The 18,345-nt window shown below is 61.1% G+C and carries 15 protein-coding genes; 7 read left to right on the top strand and 8 right to left on the bottom strand.

Annotated features, from left to right (window positions below):
• Nucleotides 1-93 precede the first annotated feature (93 nt).
• A complete protein-coding gene (gene tpiA / locus FTO60_RS06420) occupies nucleotides 94-840 on the top strand; it encodes a triose-phosphate isomerase (protein ID WP_148055179.1) in 747 nt (248 codons plus the stop codon).
• A gap of 109 nt (nucleotides 841-949) precedes the next feature.
• Here tpiA and FTO60_RS06415 read toward each other — a convergent pair whose 3' ends face one another.
• The 7 genes from FTO60_RS06415 to FTO60_RS06385 all read right to left on the bottom strand — a co-directional run bounded on the left by FTO60_RS06415 (nucleotide 950) and on the right by FTO60_RS06385 (nucleotide 11,800).
• A complete protein-coding gene (locus tag FTO60_RS06415) occupies nucleotides 950-2,842 on the bottom strand; it encodes a TRAP transporter large permease (protein ID WP_148055178.1) in 1,893 nt (630 codons plus the stop codon).
• A 3-nt stretch (nucleotides 2,843-2,845) separates the two neighbouring features.
• On the bottom strand, nucleotides 2,846-3,586 hold the full coding sequence (locus FTO60_RS06410) for a TRAP transporter small permease (RefSeq protein ID WP_148055177.1): 741 nt from the start codon (nucleotides 3,584-3,586) through the stop codon (nucleotides 2,846-2,848).
• A gap of 80 nt (nucleotides 3,587-3,666) precedes the next feature.
• The gene (locus FTO60_RS06405; protein ID WP_148055176.1) at nucleotides 3,667-4,677 is read right to left on the bottom strand and encodes a DctP family TRAP transporter solute-binding subunit; all 1,011 of its coding nucleotides are present in this window, start codon (nucleotides 4,675-4,677) and stop codon (nucleotides 3,667-3,669) included.
• 266 nt (nucleotides 4,678-4,943) lie between these two features.
• Entirely contained in the window at nucleotides 4,944-7,199 is a 2,256-nt protein-coding gene (locus FTO60_RS06400) for a calcium-binding protein (protein WP_172623825.1), read from the bottom strand.
• A gap of 95 nt (nucleotides 7,200-7,294) precedes the next feature.
• Complete coding sequence (locus FTO60_RS06395) at nucleotides 7,295-8,671, bottom strand: trimethylamine methyltransferase family protein (protein WP_197738516.1); 1,377 nt, start codon at nucleotides 8,669-8,671, stop codon at nucleotides 7,295-7,297.
• 103 nt (nucleotides 8,672-8,774) lie between these two features.
• Nucleotides 8,775-10,025: a sigma-54 dependent transcriptional regulator gene (locus FTO60_RS06390; protein WP_148055174.1), complete on the bottom strand. Its 1,251-nt coding sequence runs from the start codon at nucleotides 10,023-10,025 to the stop codon at nucleotides 8,775-8,777.
• Nucleotides 10,022-11,800, bottom strand: coding sequence for an ATP-binding protein (locus tag FTO60_RS06385; RefSeq protein WP_148055173.1), 1,779 nt, complete (start codon nucleotides 11,798-11,800; stop codon nucleotides 10,022-10,024). Before FTO60_RS06385 ends, FTO60_RS06390 begins: the two co-directional genes overlap by 4 nt.
• 59 nt (nucleotides 11,801-11,859) lie before the next feature.
• On the opposite strand from FTO60_RS06385, the gene FTO60_RS06380 reads away from it, so the two are divergent.
• A complete protein-coding gene (locus tag FTO60_RS06380; RefSeq protein WP_148055172.1) occupies nucleotides 11,860-13,023 on the top strand; it encodes a cytochrome P450 in 1,164 nt (387 codons plus the stop codon).
• A 41-nt stretch (nucleotides 13,024-13,064) separates the two neighbouring features.
• On the opposite strand, the gene FTO60_RS06375 is transcribed toward FTO60_RS06380, so the two are convergent.
• Complete coding sequence (locus tag FTO60_RS06375; protein WP_148055171.1) at nucleotides 13,065-13,526, bottom strand: Lrp/AsnC family transcriptional regulator; 462 nt, start codon at nucleotides 13,524-13,526, stop codon at nucleotides 13,065-13,067.
• Between the two features lie 132 nt (nucleotides 13,527-13,658).
• Between FTO60_RS06375 and cysG the strand changes: the two genes are divergently transcribed.
• From cysG to FTO60_RS06350, 5 genes are all read left to right on the top strand, one after another.
• On the top strand, nucleotides 13,659-15,059 hold the full coding sequence (cysG, locus tag FTO60_RS06370; protein WP_148055170.1) for a siroheme synthase CysG: 1,401 nt from the start codon (nucleotides 13,659-13,661) through the stop codon (nucleotides 15,057-15,059).
• The gene (locus tag FTO60_RS06365) at nucleotides 15,056-15,352 is read left to right on the top strand and encodes a DUF2849 domain-containing protein (protein WP_148055169.1); all 297 of its coding nucleotides are present in this window, start codon (nucleotides 15,056-15,058) and stop codon (nucleotides 15,350-15,352) included. Before cysG ends, FTO60_RS06365 begins: the two co-directional genes overlap by 4 nt.
• A 62-nt stretch (nucleotides 15,353-15,414) precedes the next feature.
• Entirely contained in the window at nucleotides 15,415-17,079 is a 1,665-nt protein-coding gene (locus FTO60_RS06360; RefSeq protein ID WP_148055168.1) for a nitrite/sulfite reductase, read from the top strand.
• A complete protein-coding gene (locus FTO60_RS06355; protein ID WP_148055167.1) occupies nucleotides 17,069-17,800 on the top strand; it encodes a phosphoadenylyl-sulfate reductase in 732 nt (243 codons plus the stop codon). The genes FTO60_RS06360 and FTO60_RS06355 overlap by 11 nt, the downstream gene beginning before the upstream one ends.
• 66 nt (nucleotides 17,801-17,866) lie before the next feature.
• A complete protein-coding gene (locus FTO60_RS06350) occupies nucleotides 17,867-18,280 on the top strand; it encodes a DUF934 domain-containing protein (protein WP_148055166.1) in 414 nt (137 codons plus the stop codon).
• Nucleotides 18,281-18,345 lie beyond the last annotated feature (65 nt).

Here is an 18,345-nt window from a genome sequence, read left to right as displayed (position 1 = left end):
CGCCGACATGGCCGATCATGGCCCCGTGGGCAAGCCCTTCCAGATTGCCCGCCCGCTTGCTAGGGTGACGCGACAGCCATCAGGAGGACACCCATGCGCCGCAAACTCGCCGCCGGAAACTGGAAGATGAATGGCACGCTGACCAGTGTGACCGAAGTGATGACACTTTGCGCCGCACACAAGGACCCGGGCGTTGATCTGCTGATCTGCCCGCCAGCGACAATGATCCGCACGCTTGGCACAGCGACCACCGACCACCCGATGCAGATCGGTGGGCAGGATTGCCACGCCCAGGCCAGCGGCGCACATACCGGCGATATCGCGGCAGGCATGCTGGCGGATGCGGGCGCGACCCATGTGATCCTTGGCCATAGCGAACGGCGCGCCGATCACGGGGAAACCAGCGGCGATGTCCATGCCAAGGCGCTGGCGGCCTATGGTGCCAACCTCACGGCGGTGATCTGTATCGGTGAAACACTGGCCCAGCGCGAGGCGGGTGAAACCCTTGACGTGGTCTCGGCGCAACTGCGCGACAGCACGCCCGACAGCGCCAGCGGTGACACCACGGTAATTGCCTATGAACCGGTCTGGGCGATCGGCACCGGCAAAGTCCCCACCCTCAAACAAATCGGAGAGGTCCACGCCGCCCTGCGGATCGCGCTGACCAACCGCTTTGGCCAGAACGGGAATGCCTTTCGCATCCTTTACGGCGGCTCGGTCAAGGGGGCGAACGCGGCGGAAATCTTCGCGGTGCCCGACGTGGACGGGGCATTGGTGGGTGGTGCCTCTCTCAAGGCCGAAGACTTCTCGCCGATCATCACGGCGCTGGAAAACGCCTGACTTCATCTTGGCAAATACAACTCGATCCAGCGACCACAGCAAAAGGCGACGCCCGTTTCCAAGCGTCGCCTTTCCACATTCCTAATAACAATGCGCGGTAGCGCACCGTTTAGTTCGTGATGATCTCCGGTCCCATGAATGTCGTGGGCAGGTAGGTCGATATGATCGGGATATAGGTGATCATGATCAGGAACACGAACAGCACCAGCAGGAATGGCAGCGCCGCGCGCACGACGGCCATCATCGGCATGCCCGCCACGCCCGAGGTCACAAAGAGGTTCAAACCGACCGGCGGGGTAATCATGCCGATCTCCATGTTCACGACCATGATGATGCCCAGGTGGATCGGGTCCACGCCCAGTTCAATCGCGATCGGGAACACGAGTGGCGCAACGATCACGATCAGGCCCGATGGCTCCATGAACTGACCACCGATCAGCAGGATCACGTTGACGATCACAAGAAACATGATCTTGCCAAATCCGGCTTCCAGCATCGCACCCGCGATCTGCTGCGGGATCTGTTCTTCGGTCAGCACATGCTTGAGGATCAGCGCGTTGGCAATGATGAACATCAGCGTGATCGTCAGCTTGCCTGCGTCAAACAGCGTATCGCGGGTATCGCGATGCACCAGCGACGGCACGAACCAGATCACCGCATTGCCGACCCCCTTGCCGAACGACACCGCCGCACCGCCAAGGGATGCGCGATAGGTTGTCCCTGCCCCGCGCGCCTGCACCGAGGACACGTTGAGCGAGAAAACAAAGATCACCGCAGGCAGTGCCACGAACAGCCCCACCAGCGCGGCGACGATCAGGGCGATCAGCGCGCCCATGAACCCGGCGAAAACCGCGATCCCCGTGGCCTCCATCGCGCTGGCATAGACCCCGCCATAGACGTTTGGCGCGATCATGAAAATGGCGATCACGGCGGGCAGCACGCCCAGCACCGCGATCAGCACCAGGCCGATCTTGCCGCGGGCCTCCTGGAACTGGAACATCGCCCAGCCCGCAAGCGCGCACAGAACGACCCAGCCCAGCGCCACCGGCATACCGATGCTGCGCGGATAGGGCGCGCCCTCGGCCGAACTGGATGCCATGACATGCAGGCTAAAGCCGATCAGCGCAAAGATGATGACGCGGAACCCAAGGCTCAGCATCGGGCGTTCGGCGTCATTCAGCCAGGGCCGCGATTTCAGCGGACCAATGTCGCGATAGACAAAGATCGCCACAAAGAAGGCATAGATCGAGGCAACAGCCGCCGCTTCGGTCGGCGTAAAGATCGCGCCCGTGACACCGGGAATGCCATAGATCCCGACCATGATGATCGCGATCAGCATCAGCCCCCAGAAGGCATCAATCAAGGCACTCGACATTTCACCCCAGCCCAGCCATTCGCCCTTGGGCATGTTGCGGATACGGGCAAAGACATAGATCGTCACCATCAGCATCAGACCGGCCAAAAGGCCCGGAAAAACACCCGCAAGGAACATCCGCCCCACCGACACATCCGTGGCCGAGGCATAGACCACCATCACGATGGAGGGCGGGATCAGAATACCCAGCGTGCCTGCGTTACAGATCACGCCCGCCGCGAATTCCTTGGTGTAGCCCACTTGGGTCATGGCCGCGATCACGATCGACCCGATCGCGACCACCGTGGCGGGCGACGATCCCGACAGCGCCGCAAACATCATGCAGGCCAGGACACCGGCGATGGCCAAACCACCCTGCAAATGCCCGACGCAAGCGATGGCAAAGCGGATGATCCGTTTCGCCACCCCGCCCGTGGACATGAACGACGAAGCCAGCACAAAGAACGGAATGGCCAGCAGCGTGTAATGCCCCGCCATCGACTGATAAAGCGACTGCGCCACCGAGGCGAGCGAGGTATCGGAATACATCAGTAGGAAGATAATTGACGACAGACCAAGCGACACCGCAATCGGCACACCGATCAGCAGCAGACCGATGATCATGCTGAACAGGAAAAGGACTTCCATGATCTAGTTTCCTCCCTTGGCCACAACGGCGGCGGCATCTTCGATGGCGTCTTCGGCCTCGTGGCTGGCAATCAGGCTGTCGGCGCGTCCACGCAGGACCGCGACGCTGGCTTGCAGGATGCGGAACAGCATCAGCGCCACGCCAAAGGGAAGAATGAAATAGGGGATGAAACGCGGCAGTTTTTCGTATTCCTCGCCCATGTTGAAGCGCTCTTCGAGGAAGGTTCGTCCGAACGGGATTGGCACCTGTTCAGTTTCGTACCACCCCTGATCGCGGGTGTCTGCGTCAAATCCGGTCGGGATCACACGGCCCGTGGTCTGCGGATAGCCCGCGAATGGTGCCCAGTAATCCCAGGCGCCCTTCATGACCAGACCGCCATAGGCGATGCAGGCCAGTGCGGACAGGATCACCATCGTGCGGCGCACCGGGGCCGAAACGATGTTGATCACCGCATCCACACCCAGATGGGCGCGCACCTTGAACCCGTAGGACAGGCCAAACAGCACCAGCCATGCAAAAAGGATCAGCACCGTTTCCAGACCCCACAGCAGGGTCGAGGGCAGATCGCCTCCGGTGATCCGTTCGATCCAAAGAATAAAGGATGAATCGCTGCCATAGCGCAGCACCACGTTCACGAAGGTAATCACCGTCATCAGACCCAACAGGATCGCGATGAATGTTTCTTCGAGTGAATTGATAAAGCGGCCAAATGGCCCGCGGGTGTCGCTGTGTGACGTGCTCATCCCCTGCCCCTCCCAAGGTTGTGATTTGGGCACCCCGATCCTCCATCGGGATGCCCAGTTCTTGCTTTAGGTCAAATCACTTACAGCGCGGCGTTGATCGCCTGGGCTGCGTCGATGTTTTCCTGACCGACATCGTCGGTGAACTGCTCCCAGACGGGCTTCATGGCTTCGACCCATGCAGCACGCTGTTCGGCCGTCAGTTCGCGCACAACGCCACCGGCGTCGATGATCGCCTGGCGGGCATCGGCATCAACCTGACCCACGGCGGCGTTCCGCTCGACGGTGACTTCGCTCAGGATCGTCAAAAGCTGATCCCGCACGGCAGGATCAAGACTGTCGAGGAAATCGACCGAGGTGACGACAAGGTAGTCAAGCACACCGTGGTTGGTTTCGGTGGTGCCGTCCTGCACTTCAAAGAACTTCTGGCCATAGACGTTGGACCATGTATTTTCCTGCCCGTCCACAACGCCTGTCTGCAAGGCGCCGTAAACTTCAGAGAACGCCATCGGCTGTGGCGATGCACCCAGCGCTTCCATCTGGGCCACCAGCACGTCGGACGGCTGCACGCGGAACTTGAGGCCCGCGGCGTCGGTTGGCATGATCAGCGGCACGTTGGCCGAAAACTGCTTCATGCCGTTGTGCCAGAATTCCAGACCCTGCAACCCGCGGCGGGTCATGGAATCTTTCATGGCCTCGCCTGCCTCGGATGTCTGGAATGCATCAACGGCTTCGATGTTGGTGAACATGAAGGGCAGATCGAAAATGCGGAACTGCTTGGTGAAGGCTTCGAATTTCGACAGCGACGGCGCGGCCATCTGAACGTCGCCCTGCAGCATCGCCTCGAGAACCTGATCATCGTTGTAAAGCGTCGAGTTGGGGAACACTTCCATGCACATGATGCCTTCCATCTCGGCGTTCACGCGCTCTTGCAGAAGGGTCGCGGCGATGCCTTTGGGGTGGCGGTCGGTGTTGGTGACGTGGCTGAACTTGACGACGATTTCGCCCTCGTCGCAGCCGGTTGGGTCGGCCATAGCAGATCCGGCGGCAAGGCTGAGTGCGGCAACGGATGCGGCAGCTTTGAAGAATGACATAGGTTTCCTCCCTTGGAATCAGTGAGTCAATTCACCCCGGGACGGGGATGAATGAAAATTTGCGCCCTGCCCGACATTTCGGCAAGCAGGATCAGCGCATAGCGCGCCTTACTGAATTTTCGTTTCTACGCCAGATGGTTACGGCAAACGCAGACGCCGCCCAATAATGCGGCGGTGCAGCAACTGGCGGATTCTCACACATCTGTGATCGCTAACTGTGCGAAAATCCGCACAGTTAGCGCTGTGGCACTTGCAGACCCCCGTCGTCAGAGGATCGTCAAATCCGCGGCAAGCGTTGCCGCATTGATGCCGCCAGCGTTTTGCAGTTCAATCACATCGCTGCCAAACGTCAGGGTATAAATTGTCCCCGTACCGTTCAGCGCGCCAAAGGCGTTCAGCACGTCTTGGGTATCAGTGATACCGCTCGTCCCGCTCCAAAGGGATGCGTCAAGCAGCAGCGTGTCGATCCCTTGCTCAAATCCGTTGACACGGTCCTGATCATAGCCCGCCCCAAAGACAAAGCTGTCGGCATGTAGCCCGCCGTTCATCAGGTCGTTGCCCGCGCCGCCGTCCAGGGTATCAAGCCCGATTCCGCCTGTCAGAACATCATCACCGGCACCGCCATACAGCTCGTCCGAGCCGGCGGCACCGCCAAGCGTGTCATTGCCATTGCCACCGTTCAGAGTGTCATTGTTGCCTTGACCAAAAAGTGAATCATCGTCGTCGCCACCATTGATTTCATCGGCACCCGATCCGCCGTAAATGGTGTCGTTGCCCGCATCGCCGTTCAAAATGTCATTCTGACCCTGCCCGCGAATGGTGTCCGCGCCAGCGCCACCAAAGACCAGGTCTTCGCCCGTCCCTGCCGAAATGTCATCGTCGCCGCCATTGCCAAACAGATTGTCGATGTCGGCCTCGCCACGATTGGTATCGCCGTCATCGCCGCCATAGACGGTGTCGGCGCCATTGCCCCCCGACAGAATGTCGGACCCACCACCGCCTGTGAGTATATCATCACCCCCGCGCCCCTGCAGGTTATTGTTCGCGATGGTTCCCTGGATCGTGTTGTCGTCGTTTGATCCGGCCACGTTTTCAAACCCGATGGCGTTGATATTCAGATCAACCTCGTCGGCGATACCGTCCGATTTCAGAATCAACTGATCGATCCCGTCACCGCCGTTCCAGACGTAATCGACCGCTGCACCGTTATTAAAGGTATCGACCGTCACGATGTCGTTGCCGCTGCCAAAGAGGGCTTGCTCTACGCCGGTGAAGGTTTCGCTGATCGCGCCGATCCAGGCCGTTCCCAAAGTGAAATCCGCCATGACTGCTGCGGTCTCGGCCGACCAATCAATGGTGTCCGTGCCCGTGCCACCATCATAGGAATCGGCCCCGGCCCCACCATCAAGGATATCGTCGCCCGCGCCTGCGACAAGGGTATCGCTGCCGCTCTCGGCGCGGATGATATCACCATAGATCGACCCGGCAAGGGTGTTGTCGGCGCCGTTACCAATTAGCACAATTGCGACTTTTTCAAAGCTTGTGACGTTTTCAAGGTTACTGAAACCGCCAAAATCAAACACCGATCCGCCATTCGTCGAAAAACCCTCGTCGATGTCGATCACATAGTCACCCAGTGTCGACACATTAATATAACTTGAGGACAGATCGAGCGTATCGACACCCGCGCCACCATCTATGGTCAGCGTATAGGCATTGGCCCCGGCAATCAGATCATTGCCGGACCCGGCCAGTATCTTTTCGATCGAGTTCATGGCGTATGTCGTGCCACCTGCGGAAAACGCATAGGTCTGGCTTGCGGAATTGAACACCATATCAGCACCGGTGATGGCAGTGAAATCACCGGTGTCGTTGCCGTTGCCGCCATAAAGGTCGTCAGACCCGGTGCCGCCCAGCACCACAAGCGAGTCCTTGCCAGCACCGCCGTAAAGCGAGTCGATGCCATTGCCGCCGGTCAGCGTGTCATTGCCCGCATCGCCAAACAGCATATCGTCGCCGTCGCGGCCCGAAAGCACATCATTACCGTCTTCGCCACGGATCGTGTCGTCGTAAAGGGACGCGACCAGGGTGTTATTGGCCGCGTTGCCAATCATCTCGATGGCCACGTAGTCAAAACTGATAATGTTTTCGAGGTTGCTATAGCTACCATCGCTGAAGGATGCGCCATTGCTGATCGACACGCCCTGATCGATGTCGATAACAAAGGTGCCGGACGCCGAAAAATCCACCGCGCTGTCCGAGAGGTCAAGCGTATCAACACCGTTCCCGCCATCAATGGTGCTTTGGTAAGTCAGTGCGCCGAAAAACGTATCATCACCATCGCCGCCAAACAGCGTGTCGTCGCTTTCGCCGCCAAAAATCGTGTCATTCCCTGCCAGGCCGGAAATCTCGTCGCTTCCGGCGGTTCCAAAAAGCGAGTTATCGTTCGAATTGCCTTGAATCACGACGCGGTTCCCTGTGGTAAAGTCAGTCGCGCCCTGCTTATCCGCGGCACCGGTCACAAAATGCGCACACTTCAAGGTAAAATTATGACCAATTGTCAGGATTGACCCGTGGCCATCGCCACAGCGCCCTTTGGGCGGCTTGATTTTGTCGCCTAGCCCATCAGGGGCGCGGCCCCGCCGGCTGCGCGTTTGTCGGCAACGTAGCGCGCCACGCGCTCGGCTGCTTGGGCGCAACCTGCGGGTTGGCTGTAATCTGCGAGGGTCTGGCGCACGATCTCGGCGGCGCGATCCTCGGCCTTTTGCGCGCCATTGGCTGTCCAGGTGCCAAACGTCGACAGATCCGCATTGATCGGCGCATAGAATGCCGTGTCGAACCGTTCCATCGTATGCGGGCTGGCAAAGAAATGCCCACCGGGATCGACTCCCTTGATCGCCTCGAAGGCCATGCCAGCCGCGCTTGCATCCACGGGCGCGCAAAGCTCGGCCAATGTCTGCACGGCTTCGATATCGCAGATGAATTTTTCAAACCCAAAGGTCAGCCCGCCTTCCAGCCAACCGGCGGCATGCAGCGTCAGTGTCGCGCCCGCGCTTAGTGCGCCCCAAAGGCCCATGATGTTTTCGTGCACCGATTGTGGATCGGCCGTATTGCCGGCGGACCCGGCGGCGGATCGCCACGGCAAGCCGATATGGCGCGCCAACTGCCCCGCCCCAAGCTGCATCTTGATGTGTTCGGGGGTGCCAAAGGCCGGTGCGCCCGATTTCATATCGACGTTCGAGCTGAACCCGCCATAGCTGACCGGTGCGCCTGCTTTGGCCACCTGCGCCAGCACGATCCCCGCCAAAGCCTCGGCGTGTTGCAACACCAGCGCGCCCGCAACCGTCACGGGGGCCATCGCACCGGCCAGACAGAAAGGCGTGATGATTGTCATCTGCCCCGCACGCGCGAAATCAATGATGCCCTGCGCCATCGGGACGTCCAGCATTCGCGGGCTGTTGGAGTTGATCACGGCGCTGACCCATGTGGCACCGGCAAAGTCATCCGCCGAGAGGTTCAACCCGATCTGGATCATCTCGAAGGCCTGTTCCGCCTGCCCGGTGCCACGCGCGAACACCGTCAGCAATTTGTCGGCATAGGACAGCTGCGCCAGCGTGGTTTCAAGGTGGCGCAGGTTGACGGGGATGTCTTGTGCCTCGGGGGCGATGGGCATCTTGTGAATCACATCGAAACTTTGGACGAGCTTGATCGCATCGACAAAGCTGACCAGATCGCCGGGGCGGCGACCACGGGTCGCGTCTGATACATTGGGGCAGCCACCGGCAGCGGAAAAGATCAGCGCGCCATTTTCATAAATCTGGTTGCGGGCGGGGTTGGCCGCGCGCATCGGGATGCTGGCCGGTGCCGTGGCGAGGGCGGCGGCGACCATATCCGCACCGATCCGCACCATATCATCGTCAACCAGCGCCCCTGCGGCCCCCAGCAATTTGCGCGCTTCGGGCAGTAATATCTTGATCCCCAACTCTTGCAACACGCGCAGCGCTGTGGCGTGAAAGGGTTGCGTAACTGCCGATAGTTCACATGACGCGCGGCGGGCGCAGACTGGCGGGCGGCACGGCCACGGCGCTGAGGTGTCGTCATGACGCATCGCCCCTTTTGCGAAAGCTCTCGGCGCGCAGCCCGTGGCGCGCCAGCTTGTCGTAAAAGGTCTTGCGCGGCAGCTTGAGGGTCTGTGCCGTTTGCGTCACTTGCCCGTCGTTTCTGCGCAAGGCTGCGATAATCAGCGATCTCTCGACCTGCGCCATCTGTTCGGCCAGCCCAAGGGTTTCATCGCTTTCGGCGCTGGGTGCTTCGTTGATCCCCATCGCAAACCGCATCGCCGCGTTCATCAGGGAACGCGCATTGCCCGGCCAATCCTGCGCCATCAACCGGCCCAGCACATCGGGTGAAATCATGGGTTCCGGCAGGTTGGCCTGCTCGCAGGCGACACTGACGTAATGGCGAAACAGCACTGGAATGTCTTCGGCCCGTTCGCGCAGGGGGGCGATATGGACGCGCATCAGATCAAGCCGGTAGAACAGATCGGCGTTCAGGCGACCAGTTTCGACGCTGGCGGCAATATCCTGGGTCGTTCCTGAAATCACCCGCGCCGAAGCACCCCCTTCAAGCCTGTCCATCAGTGCGAACTGCGCCGCCGGGGCAAGGCCCGTGATCTCGTCAAGATAAAGGGTGCCCGAGGCCGCATCGTGAAACGCAGCCCCAAGGGTATCGACCGTGAGCGTCGCCGCCGCACATTTCACAAAAGGACGGTTGCCGGCAGAGGACAGCAGGTGGATCACTTCGGCGACCTTGGCGATGCCTGATCCGGGTTCGCCGGTCACTACGACTTCGGCGGCGGCGCGTGCGGCGGCGCGCACCCGTTCGCGCAACTGTTGCGACTGCGCCGAGGTGCCGCGCAACATCCGCGCCGCCGCATCGCCCTGCGCGACCTGCAATTTCAGGCGGCGGTTTTCCAACACAAGGCCACGCCCGTGCAGCGCCTTGCCCACAAGGCCCAACAGATCCTGCGGCCCGCAGGGTTTTTCCAGAAACCCGAACGCGCCCTCGGACATGGCGCGCACGGCCATCGGCACGTCTGCTTCGCCCGTCAGCAAGATCACCGGCAGATCGGGATCGACGCTGCGCGCATGGGTCAGTAAATGGAAGCCATCACGCCCTGGCATGCGAATATCCGTCACGATCACGCCGTCGAAATCGGCGGTGATATGGTCCTTGGCGGCGATGAAGGAGCCCGCAAGAACCGGCGAAAGCTCAGCCAGTTCAAGGGCCTGCGCCAACGCCTCGCGCACCTCGCGATCATCATCGACCAAAAGGACCTGTGTGCTCATGCGGCTTGGGCCTTTCTCGCGGCGTCAAGTTCAACCGTAAAGACCGCGCCGCCCTCGGCGTGATTGCGCCCCTTGATGCTGCCGCCAAAGCTTTGCACCAAACCGTAGGAAATCGACAGACCAAGGCCCATGCCCTCGGCCGCGCCGATCTGTTTGGTTGTATAGAAGGGGTCGAAAATCTTTTCGGGTTCAGACAGGCCCGGGCCGGTGTCGTGCACGCTGAGTTCCACGCGGTCGCCCTGCGTGGCAAGGGCGATTGTCACCTGTTTGGCCGCGCGCCCCTCCATCGCGTCAATCGCGTTGCCGACAAGGTTCAGCAAGACCTGCTGCAAGCGCACCTCGCCACCGCGCACCAGCACGGGGCCAGGTGGCGCCGCCCAGATCAGCGTGACTTCGGCCTGATGCGCGCGCGCCTCGCTCATCTCAAGCACTGTCTCGACAACGGTGCAGATATCGACATCTGACAGGGGCTCGCTTTCGTGGCGGGAAAAGGCGCGCAAATTGCGAATGATGCGCCCCATCCGGCGGGCCAGATCGGAAATGCGCGACAGGTTTTGCGCCGCCACCTCGGGTTTGCCACGCTGCAAGAACCCTTCGGCGTTTTCCGCAAATGACCGGATCGCCATCAGGGGCTGGTTCAATTCGTGGCTGATCCCCGCCGACATCTGCCCCAGCGCCGACAGCTTGCCCGCCTGCACCAGATCGGCCTGTGCCTTTTTCAGACGGGCCTCGGCGGCGGTGCGGTCCTGCACTTCACGGCGCAGATCGGTGTTCACGGCGATCAGTTCAGCGGTGCGATTGGCGACGCGTTCTTCCAAGCGCGCATTGGCACCGGCAAGGGTGCGGCGCCGTTCGGTTGCCAGAAACAGCAACGCGCCAAAGGCGAGGCAAAGGGCCGCTGCAACCGAGGCCTGCAAGAACGCGATCTGGCGCGCAGGCGCGACATCCAACAGCACCTCGCCGGTCATCTCGATCACCGGTAAATCAAGCGTCAGGTGCAGGGCGCGCGCGGGCACATAAGGCCCACCATCAACGCGCCAAACCTCGTGCCCGTTCACGAAACCCGCAGTAAAGGCGACAAAGTCAGTGACCTGCGCCGCCGGATATTCGGGCGATTGCGCAGCGCGCGCAGGGTCACCATCGCGGGCACGAAAGATCAGTTCGGAGCGGTTCGACACAAAGATTACACCCGCCTCATCAGTGAAAAACATCGTCGGGCGATCACCGCGCCATGCCGATTCAACCGCGTCCACATCGGCCACGACCACCACCGCGCCCTGGACCGGCCCCGCCGGCGAAAACATCGGCGCCGCAAAAAGAAAGGCGCGCCGGGAATAGCGCCCGTCAAAGCGATCACTGACCAGATGATGAACACCCAGGGCGCCATCCATCGCCCGCTCGAAATAGGGGGTGCCGGCATGATCCTGGGGCGCCGTTTCGGCGGCTGCAAAACGTTCGCGCCCCGCTGCGTCCAGCACGATCACATCAAGCGATCCGGTCCGGTCAGCGGTTTCGCGCAGCAGGGTGCGCGCGCGCACGGGGTCGGCGTCAATCTGCAGGTCGGGATGGTCCGCCAGCAGGACCGCCAATTCGCGATAGCGCTGCAACTGGCTGGTCAGCCGGTCGGCCGCCAGCGCCAGATCGGCCCGCCCGCGCCGCTCGAGCTGGTCAAGCGCCGCAGCATAGCCAACCCACCAGACGCCGCCCGAAAAAGCTGCGACCAGGGCCAGATAGGCCAGCACCCCAAAGGCGCGATTGCGAAACGATCCTCCCATGTGATGACCTTAGAAAGGGCGGCTTGCAAAGACCAGTGCCAAGGCGCAAACCTGCGCCCATGAAATCACTGCGCCAATCCCCGACCGATCCCGCCTTCGTGCAAAACCCCTACCCGTTTTATGACCGCGCCCGCGCGGCGGGCGATTTGTTTCTATGGGAAGACTACGGCGTGATCTGCTCCACCAGCCACGCCGCTACCATGACGATCCTCAAGGATCGGCGGATGGGGCGCGAAATCCCCGCCGAAGTCGCCCCGATAATCGCCCCCCATGTGCAGCCGTTCTATGACATCGAGGCCCATTCGATGCTCGAACTGGAGCCGCCCCGCCACACTCGGCTGCGCGGGCTGGTCCTGCGGGCCTTTACCTCGCGCCGGATCGCCGCGCTGCAGCCCGAAATCGAAAGCCTGTGTCATGACTTGATCGACCGTTTTCCCGAAGGGGCGTTCGACCTGCTCGATAGCTACGCGCGTATCGTGCCCGTGGTGATTATCGCCCGCCTTCTGGGCGTCCCCGAAGACCGGTCCGACGATCTGCTGAAATGGTCCAATGCGATGGTGGCGATGTATCAGGCCAACCGCACCCGCGTGATCGAAGACGCCGCCGTCGAGGCCACGCTGGCCTTTCGCGCTTTCATCACCGGCTATATCGACGCCCGCCGCAGTAGCCCCGCCGACGATCTGATCAGCGAATTGATCGCCGCCGAGGAAGGGGGGAAACATCTATCGACGGAAGAACTGATCACCACCTGCATCCTGCTGTTGAACGCCGGCCACGAGGCCACGGTGCACACGATGGGAAACGGTGTAAAAACGCTTTTGGAACAGGGTATTCAGACGATTGACGCGCGGGTGATCGAAGAAGTGCTGCGGTTCGACCCGCCGCTGCATATCTTTTCCCGCTGGGCGCAAGAGGACGTGACGCTGCTGGGCCATGATTTCAAGCGCGGCGATCAGGTAAACTGCCTGCTGGCGGCGGCCAATCACGATCCGCTTGCCTACCCTGATCCGGGCAAGTTTGATCCGGCGCGCAAGGGGCCGCAAATGACCAGCTTTGGCGGCGGCATCCACTTTTGCGTCGGCGCACCGCTGGCCCGACTGGAGCTGCTGAACGCGCTGCAAATCCTATGGGCGCGCTGCCCTGATCTGGCCTTGGCCGAACCGCCGATCTACGCCGATGTCTATCATTTCCACGGGTTGGAACGGCTGATGGTGACGCGCTGACGCCCCCCCTTCTTCTGTTCAAAAATAACTCATTTCCAAGGCTATAGCGGCAGTGCCACGGTCGATTTGATTTCCTCCATCGACAAAAGCGCGGTCACATTGTGCACCCGCACTTCGGAAATCAGCGCCTGATAAAACACGTCATAGGCGCGGGCATTTTTGACGCGCACTTTCAGGATGTAATCAATGTCGCCCGCAAGCCGGTGCGCCTCTTGCACTTCGGGGCGGCTTTGCAGGGCTTTCAGGAACCTGCCCTGCCAGCCTGCATCATGTTCAGACGTGCGGATCAGCACAAAGAAACAGGCCTCGAACCCCAATGCTTCGGCATCCAGAATAACCGTTTGCTGGCCGATTACCCCCGCCTCGCGCAGCTTGCGGATGCGATTCCACACAGGCGTCTTGGACGACCCGATTTCGCGGGCAATTTCGTCCAATGACCGGCTTGCATCCGCTTGCAGGGCTGCAAGGATTTTCCGGTCTGTTTCATCTATTCGCACAGTCATTCCGAATTTCCACCTTTGCTGGAACAGCGTGTTCTACCCCGCCACGAAATAGAACATACGTCCTTATCCGCGCCGCACAATAGCAAAATAGCAGGACAATGTTCTATATTGGGGGCAACAAAGGATTGCCCGATGAACCACTTTCCAATCTTCATGGCCCTCGATGGGCGCCGCGTCGTCCTGTCAGGCGGTGGCGCGGCTGCGCTGGCCAAACTGCGGCTGTTGCTGAAGACCACGGCGCGGCTGACCGTGGTGGCCCCGTGGGCTGCGCCGGAAATCCACCGGCTCGCGGCCGCAGGGAAACTGACCCTGATCCTGCGCCCCCAAGAGGCAGGTGACGCGCTTTGCGCCGCGCTGTTTTACGCCGCCAACGAAAATGATGCCGAGGATGCCCGCGTAGCCGCCCTGGCGCGACGCGACGGTGCACTGGTCAATATCGTCGACAACCTTGCAGACAGCCAGTTCATCACCCCGGCGATCGTCGATCGCGATCCGGTGACGGTGGCCATCGGCACCGAAGGGGCAGCGCCCGTGTTGGCCCGCGCGATCAAGGCCGACCTTGAGGCGCGCCTACCGGCCACGCTTGGCCCGCTGGCGCGGATCGGCAAGACCTTTCGCAAAGCCGTCGATGTGTTGCCAATGGGCGGCAAACGGCGCGACTTCTGGTCGGAATTTTACTTTAATACTGGCCCGCAAGCGATTGCGCAGAATGGTGAAACCGCCGTGACGCCGGCATTGGAATCCTTGCTGGATGATCACATACAGACAGGCGCAAAACGCGGCCGTGTTGATCTGGTCGGCGCGGGCCCGGGCGATCCCGAATTGCTGACGCTCAAGGCGCGTCGCGCGCTGGACAAGGCCGATGTGGTGATCCACGATCGGCTCGTGACCCCTGAAATCCTTGAGCTTGCGCGCCGCGAAGCGGTGATCATTGACGCGGGCAAGGAAGGGTTCGGCAGCGCGATGGCGCAGGATGATATCAACGGTCTGATCGTCGCGCAGGCGCAAAAGGGGTTGCATGTCGTGCGCCTCAAGGCGGGCGACCCCACGATATTTGGCCGTCTCGACGAGGAACTTGATGCAATCACCGCTGCGGGCCTTCCCTATGTGATCATCCCCGGAATCACCGCCGCCAGCGCCGCTGTTGCGGGCATCGGCCAAAGCCTGACAAAGCGGCAGCGCAATTCATCCGTGCGGTTCCTGACAGGTCATGACACCCGCGGATTTGCCGATCATGACTGGCGCGCCCTGGCCCGCCCGGGCGAAGTTGCCGCGATCTATATGGGCAAGAAATCGGCACGCTTTATTCAAGGGCGCCTGCTGATGCATGGGGCTGATCCGGCCACGCCGGTGACAATTATCGAAAACGTCAGCCGCGCGGACCAGTTCACGCTGGCCACGACCCTGGGCGACTTGGAGCCCACCCTGAGGCAGGCCGATCTAGGCGGCCCTGCCCTCACCCTTTTTGGGTTGGCCCCGCGCGCCGCCGTGGCTGCCGCCCAGTCCCTTCCCTTACAGGAGATTGCACAATGAACCGCGCTTTCACCGCCAAAGTGATCACAGCCAACCGGCTGCTGGAAGGCGATGCCGTCTGGCTGACGGAGGATGACCGCTGGTCCACCGATATCGCCGAGGCCGAAGTGATCACGGACGAAGCCCATGCCACGATCCGCCTTTTGGACGCCGAAGCACAATCGGGCGTGGTTGTCGGTGTTTATCTGGCCGAGGTAAAACCGGGTGCAGATCGCCCCACCCCGACCCATTTCCGCGAGGTGTTTCGCACCCGCGGCCCATCCAATTACGCCCACGGCAAACAATCCGCCTGACAGAGTTTCAGTGAAACTCTGATCCAAATCCTTGCCGGGATTTGGCCGCAAGAGGAAGAAAAATGTATCAATACAATGACTTTGACCGCAATTTCGTGCGCGCCCGCACCGCCCAGTTCCGCGCGCAGGTCGAACGCCGCATTGACGGATCCTTGACCGAGGACGAATTCAAGCCCTTGCGCCTGATGAATGGTCTGTATTTGCAGTTGCACGCCTATATGCTGCGTGTGGCGATCCCCTATGGCACGCTCAACAGTGCGCAGATGGACCAGTTGGCGATGATCGCTGACCGGTGGGACAAGGGCTATGGCCATTTCACGACCCGTCAGAACATCCAATACAACTGGCCCGCCCTGCGCGATGTGCCCGATATGCTGGATGCGCTGGCCGATGTGGGAATGCACGCGATCCAGACCAGCGGCAACACGATCCGCAACGTTACGGCGGATCATTTCGCCGGGGCTGCGGCGGATGAAATCGAAGACCCGCGCCCCATAGCCGAATTGCTGCGCCAATGGTCGACAGATCACCCCGAATTCCAGTTCCTGCCGCGCAAGTTCAAGATCGCAATCACCGGGTCCGAAAGCGACCGCGCCGTGACCCGCGCCCATGATATCGGGCTGCGGATGGTGACGCGTGATGGCAATCCGGGTTTCGAGGTCATCGTCGGGGGCGGATTGGGCCGCACGCCGATGGTGGGCAAGGTCATTCGCGATTTCCTGCCCAAGGCCGATCTGCTGCCCTATTGCGAGGCAATTGTCAGCGTTTACAACCGCTTGGGCCGTCGCGACAACAAATATAAGGCCCGTATCAAGATCACCGTCCATGAAAACGGGCTTGAGAAGATACAAGAGCTGGTCGAGGCGCGCTTTGCTGAAATCCGTCCCGCGTTCAGCGGTGTGGATCAGGAGGTGTTGGCAGGGATTGAGGCGCAGTTCGCCGCGCCCGCGTTCAAATCTGCCCCCACGGATGGGTTCGACGCTGCCCGCGCCGCCAACCCTGCCTTTCGCAGCTGGAGCGACACGAACCTGCATGCTCACAAGGCCGATGGCTATGCGATCGTTTCTGTGTCGATCAAAAAACATGGCGCGACACCGGGGGATGCGACAAGCGATCAGATGCGCGTGCTGGCGGACCTTGCCCGCCGCTTTGGCCACGACGAATTGCGCATTTCCCACGAGCAGAACGTGATCCTGCCCCATGTCCACAAATCCGACCTGGCGGCGGTTTATTCCGCCCTGCGCGCCGCCGATCTGGCGACGGCCAATATCGGTCTGATCAGCGATATCATCGCCTGCCCCGGCATGGATTACTGCGCCCTGGCCACCGCGCGCAGCATCCCCATCGCGCAGGAGATCGCCACGCGGTTTGACGAGCTCAAGCTCGAACACGAGGTCGGCCCGCTGAAAATCAAGATCAGCGGCTGCATCAACGCCTGTGGCCATCACCACGTTGGCCATATCGGTATCCTTGGCCTTGATCGTGCGGGGGTGGAAAACTACCAGATCACCCTGGGCGGTGACGGAACCGAAGATGCGGCAATTGGAGAGCGCGCCGGACCGGGGTTCAGCGCCGATCAAATCATTCCGGCGATTGAACGGCTTGTGCTGGGCTATCTGGAACTGCGTCAGAACGACGATGAGACCTTCCTGCAGACCTACCGCCGCCTTGGCATGGCCCCCTTCAAGGCCGTGCTTTACCGCGAGGACAAAGCCAATGCCGCTTGATGGAAAAACCCAGACCCTGAACCGCCGTTTTGCCAATCATTCGGCCACATCCGTCATGGAACATGCGCTGACCAAGCTGGGACATGTCGGGTTGGTCAGTTCGTTCGGGGCGGAATCGGTTGTGCTGCTGCATATGGCAGCGGTGATCGACCGCCGTGTGCCGGTGCTGTTCATCGACACGGAAATGCTGTTTGCCGAAACCCTTGTCTATCAGCAGGATGTGGCGGAACGGCTGCATCTGGAAAACGTGCAGGTGATCCGCGCGCCGCGCGCGCAACTCTTTGAGAAAGATAACGAAAACCTGTTGCACCTGCATGATCCCGATGCCTGCTGCGCCCTGCGCAAGACCGCGCCGTTGCAAGATGCCCTGCAAGGCTTTGACGGCTGGGTGACGGGGCGCAAACGCTATCAGGGCGGGCAGCGCGCCAGTCTTGATTTCTTTGAGGTCGAGCGCCCAGTGGGCGCCATGCCCCGCATCAAGATCAACCCGCTGGCCCATTGGGACACGGCCGATTTGCAGGAATATATCGCCCAGAACCGCCTGCCCCGTCACCCGCTGGTGGCGCAAGGGTTCCCGTCGATCGGCTGTGCGCCCTGCACATCGCGCGTCGGCCAGGGCGAAGATCCGCGCGCGGGGCGCTGGCGTGATACCGACAAGGAAGAATGCGGGATCCATTTCGAGGACGGCAAGCTGGTGCGCATCCCGCGCGTCAGCGCCTGAAGCACGCGCCGGATTTTCGCGTTATTTTAAACAGAAGAATTGGGCCTGTGCCCAGAGGATGAGACGATGAGCGTGATAGTAACCGATGCCGGTTTTGGTGTGGATGACTGGCGGGGCGATGTGACGCCTTTGGCTGAAGTGGCGGCAAATGGTCCGGTTGAGGCGGTGGATATCCCGTCAGACGGTGATCCGGCTGGACTGGCCTGTCGTCTGGGTGACCTGCAGTTGATCCGCGTCGATTTTCCCAGCTTTGCGGATGGGCGCGGGTTTACCATTGCCGCGATGCTGCGCCGCATGGGATATCAGGGCCGGTTGCGCGCGCGCGGCCACGTGATTGCCGATCAATATGCGATGGCGCGCCGCAGTGGCTTTGACGAGGTCGAGATCAGCGCCGACCTTGCCGCGCGCCAGCCCGAGGACCAATGGCTGGCCCGCGCCGATCACACCGCCCACGACTATGGCGCCCGCCTGCGCGGATAAGCCCCCCTTTTCTTGCCCCATATCAACGCCTATGACAAAGGACGGCCTTAAGATGCCGCGACAGA

This window comes from Octadecabacter sp. SW4 (assembly GCF_008065155.1).
GTDB lineage: Bacteria > Pseudomonadota > Alphaproteobacteria > Rhodobacterales > Rhodobacteraceae > SW4.
The sequence above is the reverse complement of the archived record's forward strand: the minus strand, read 5'-3'. Positions and strand labels throughout refer to the sequence as shown.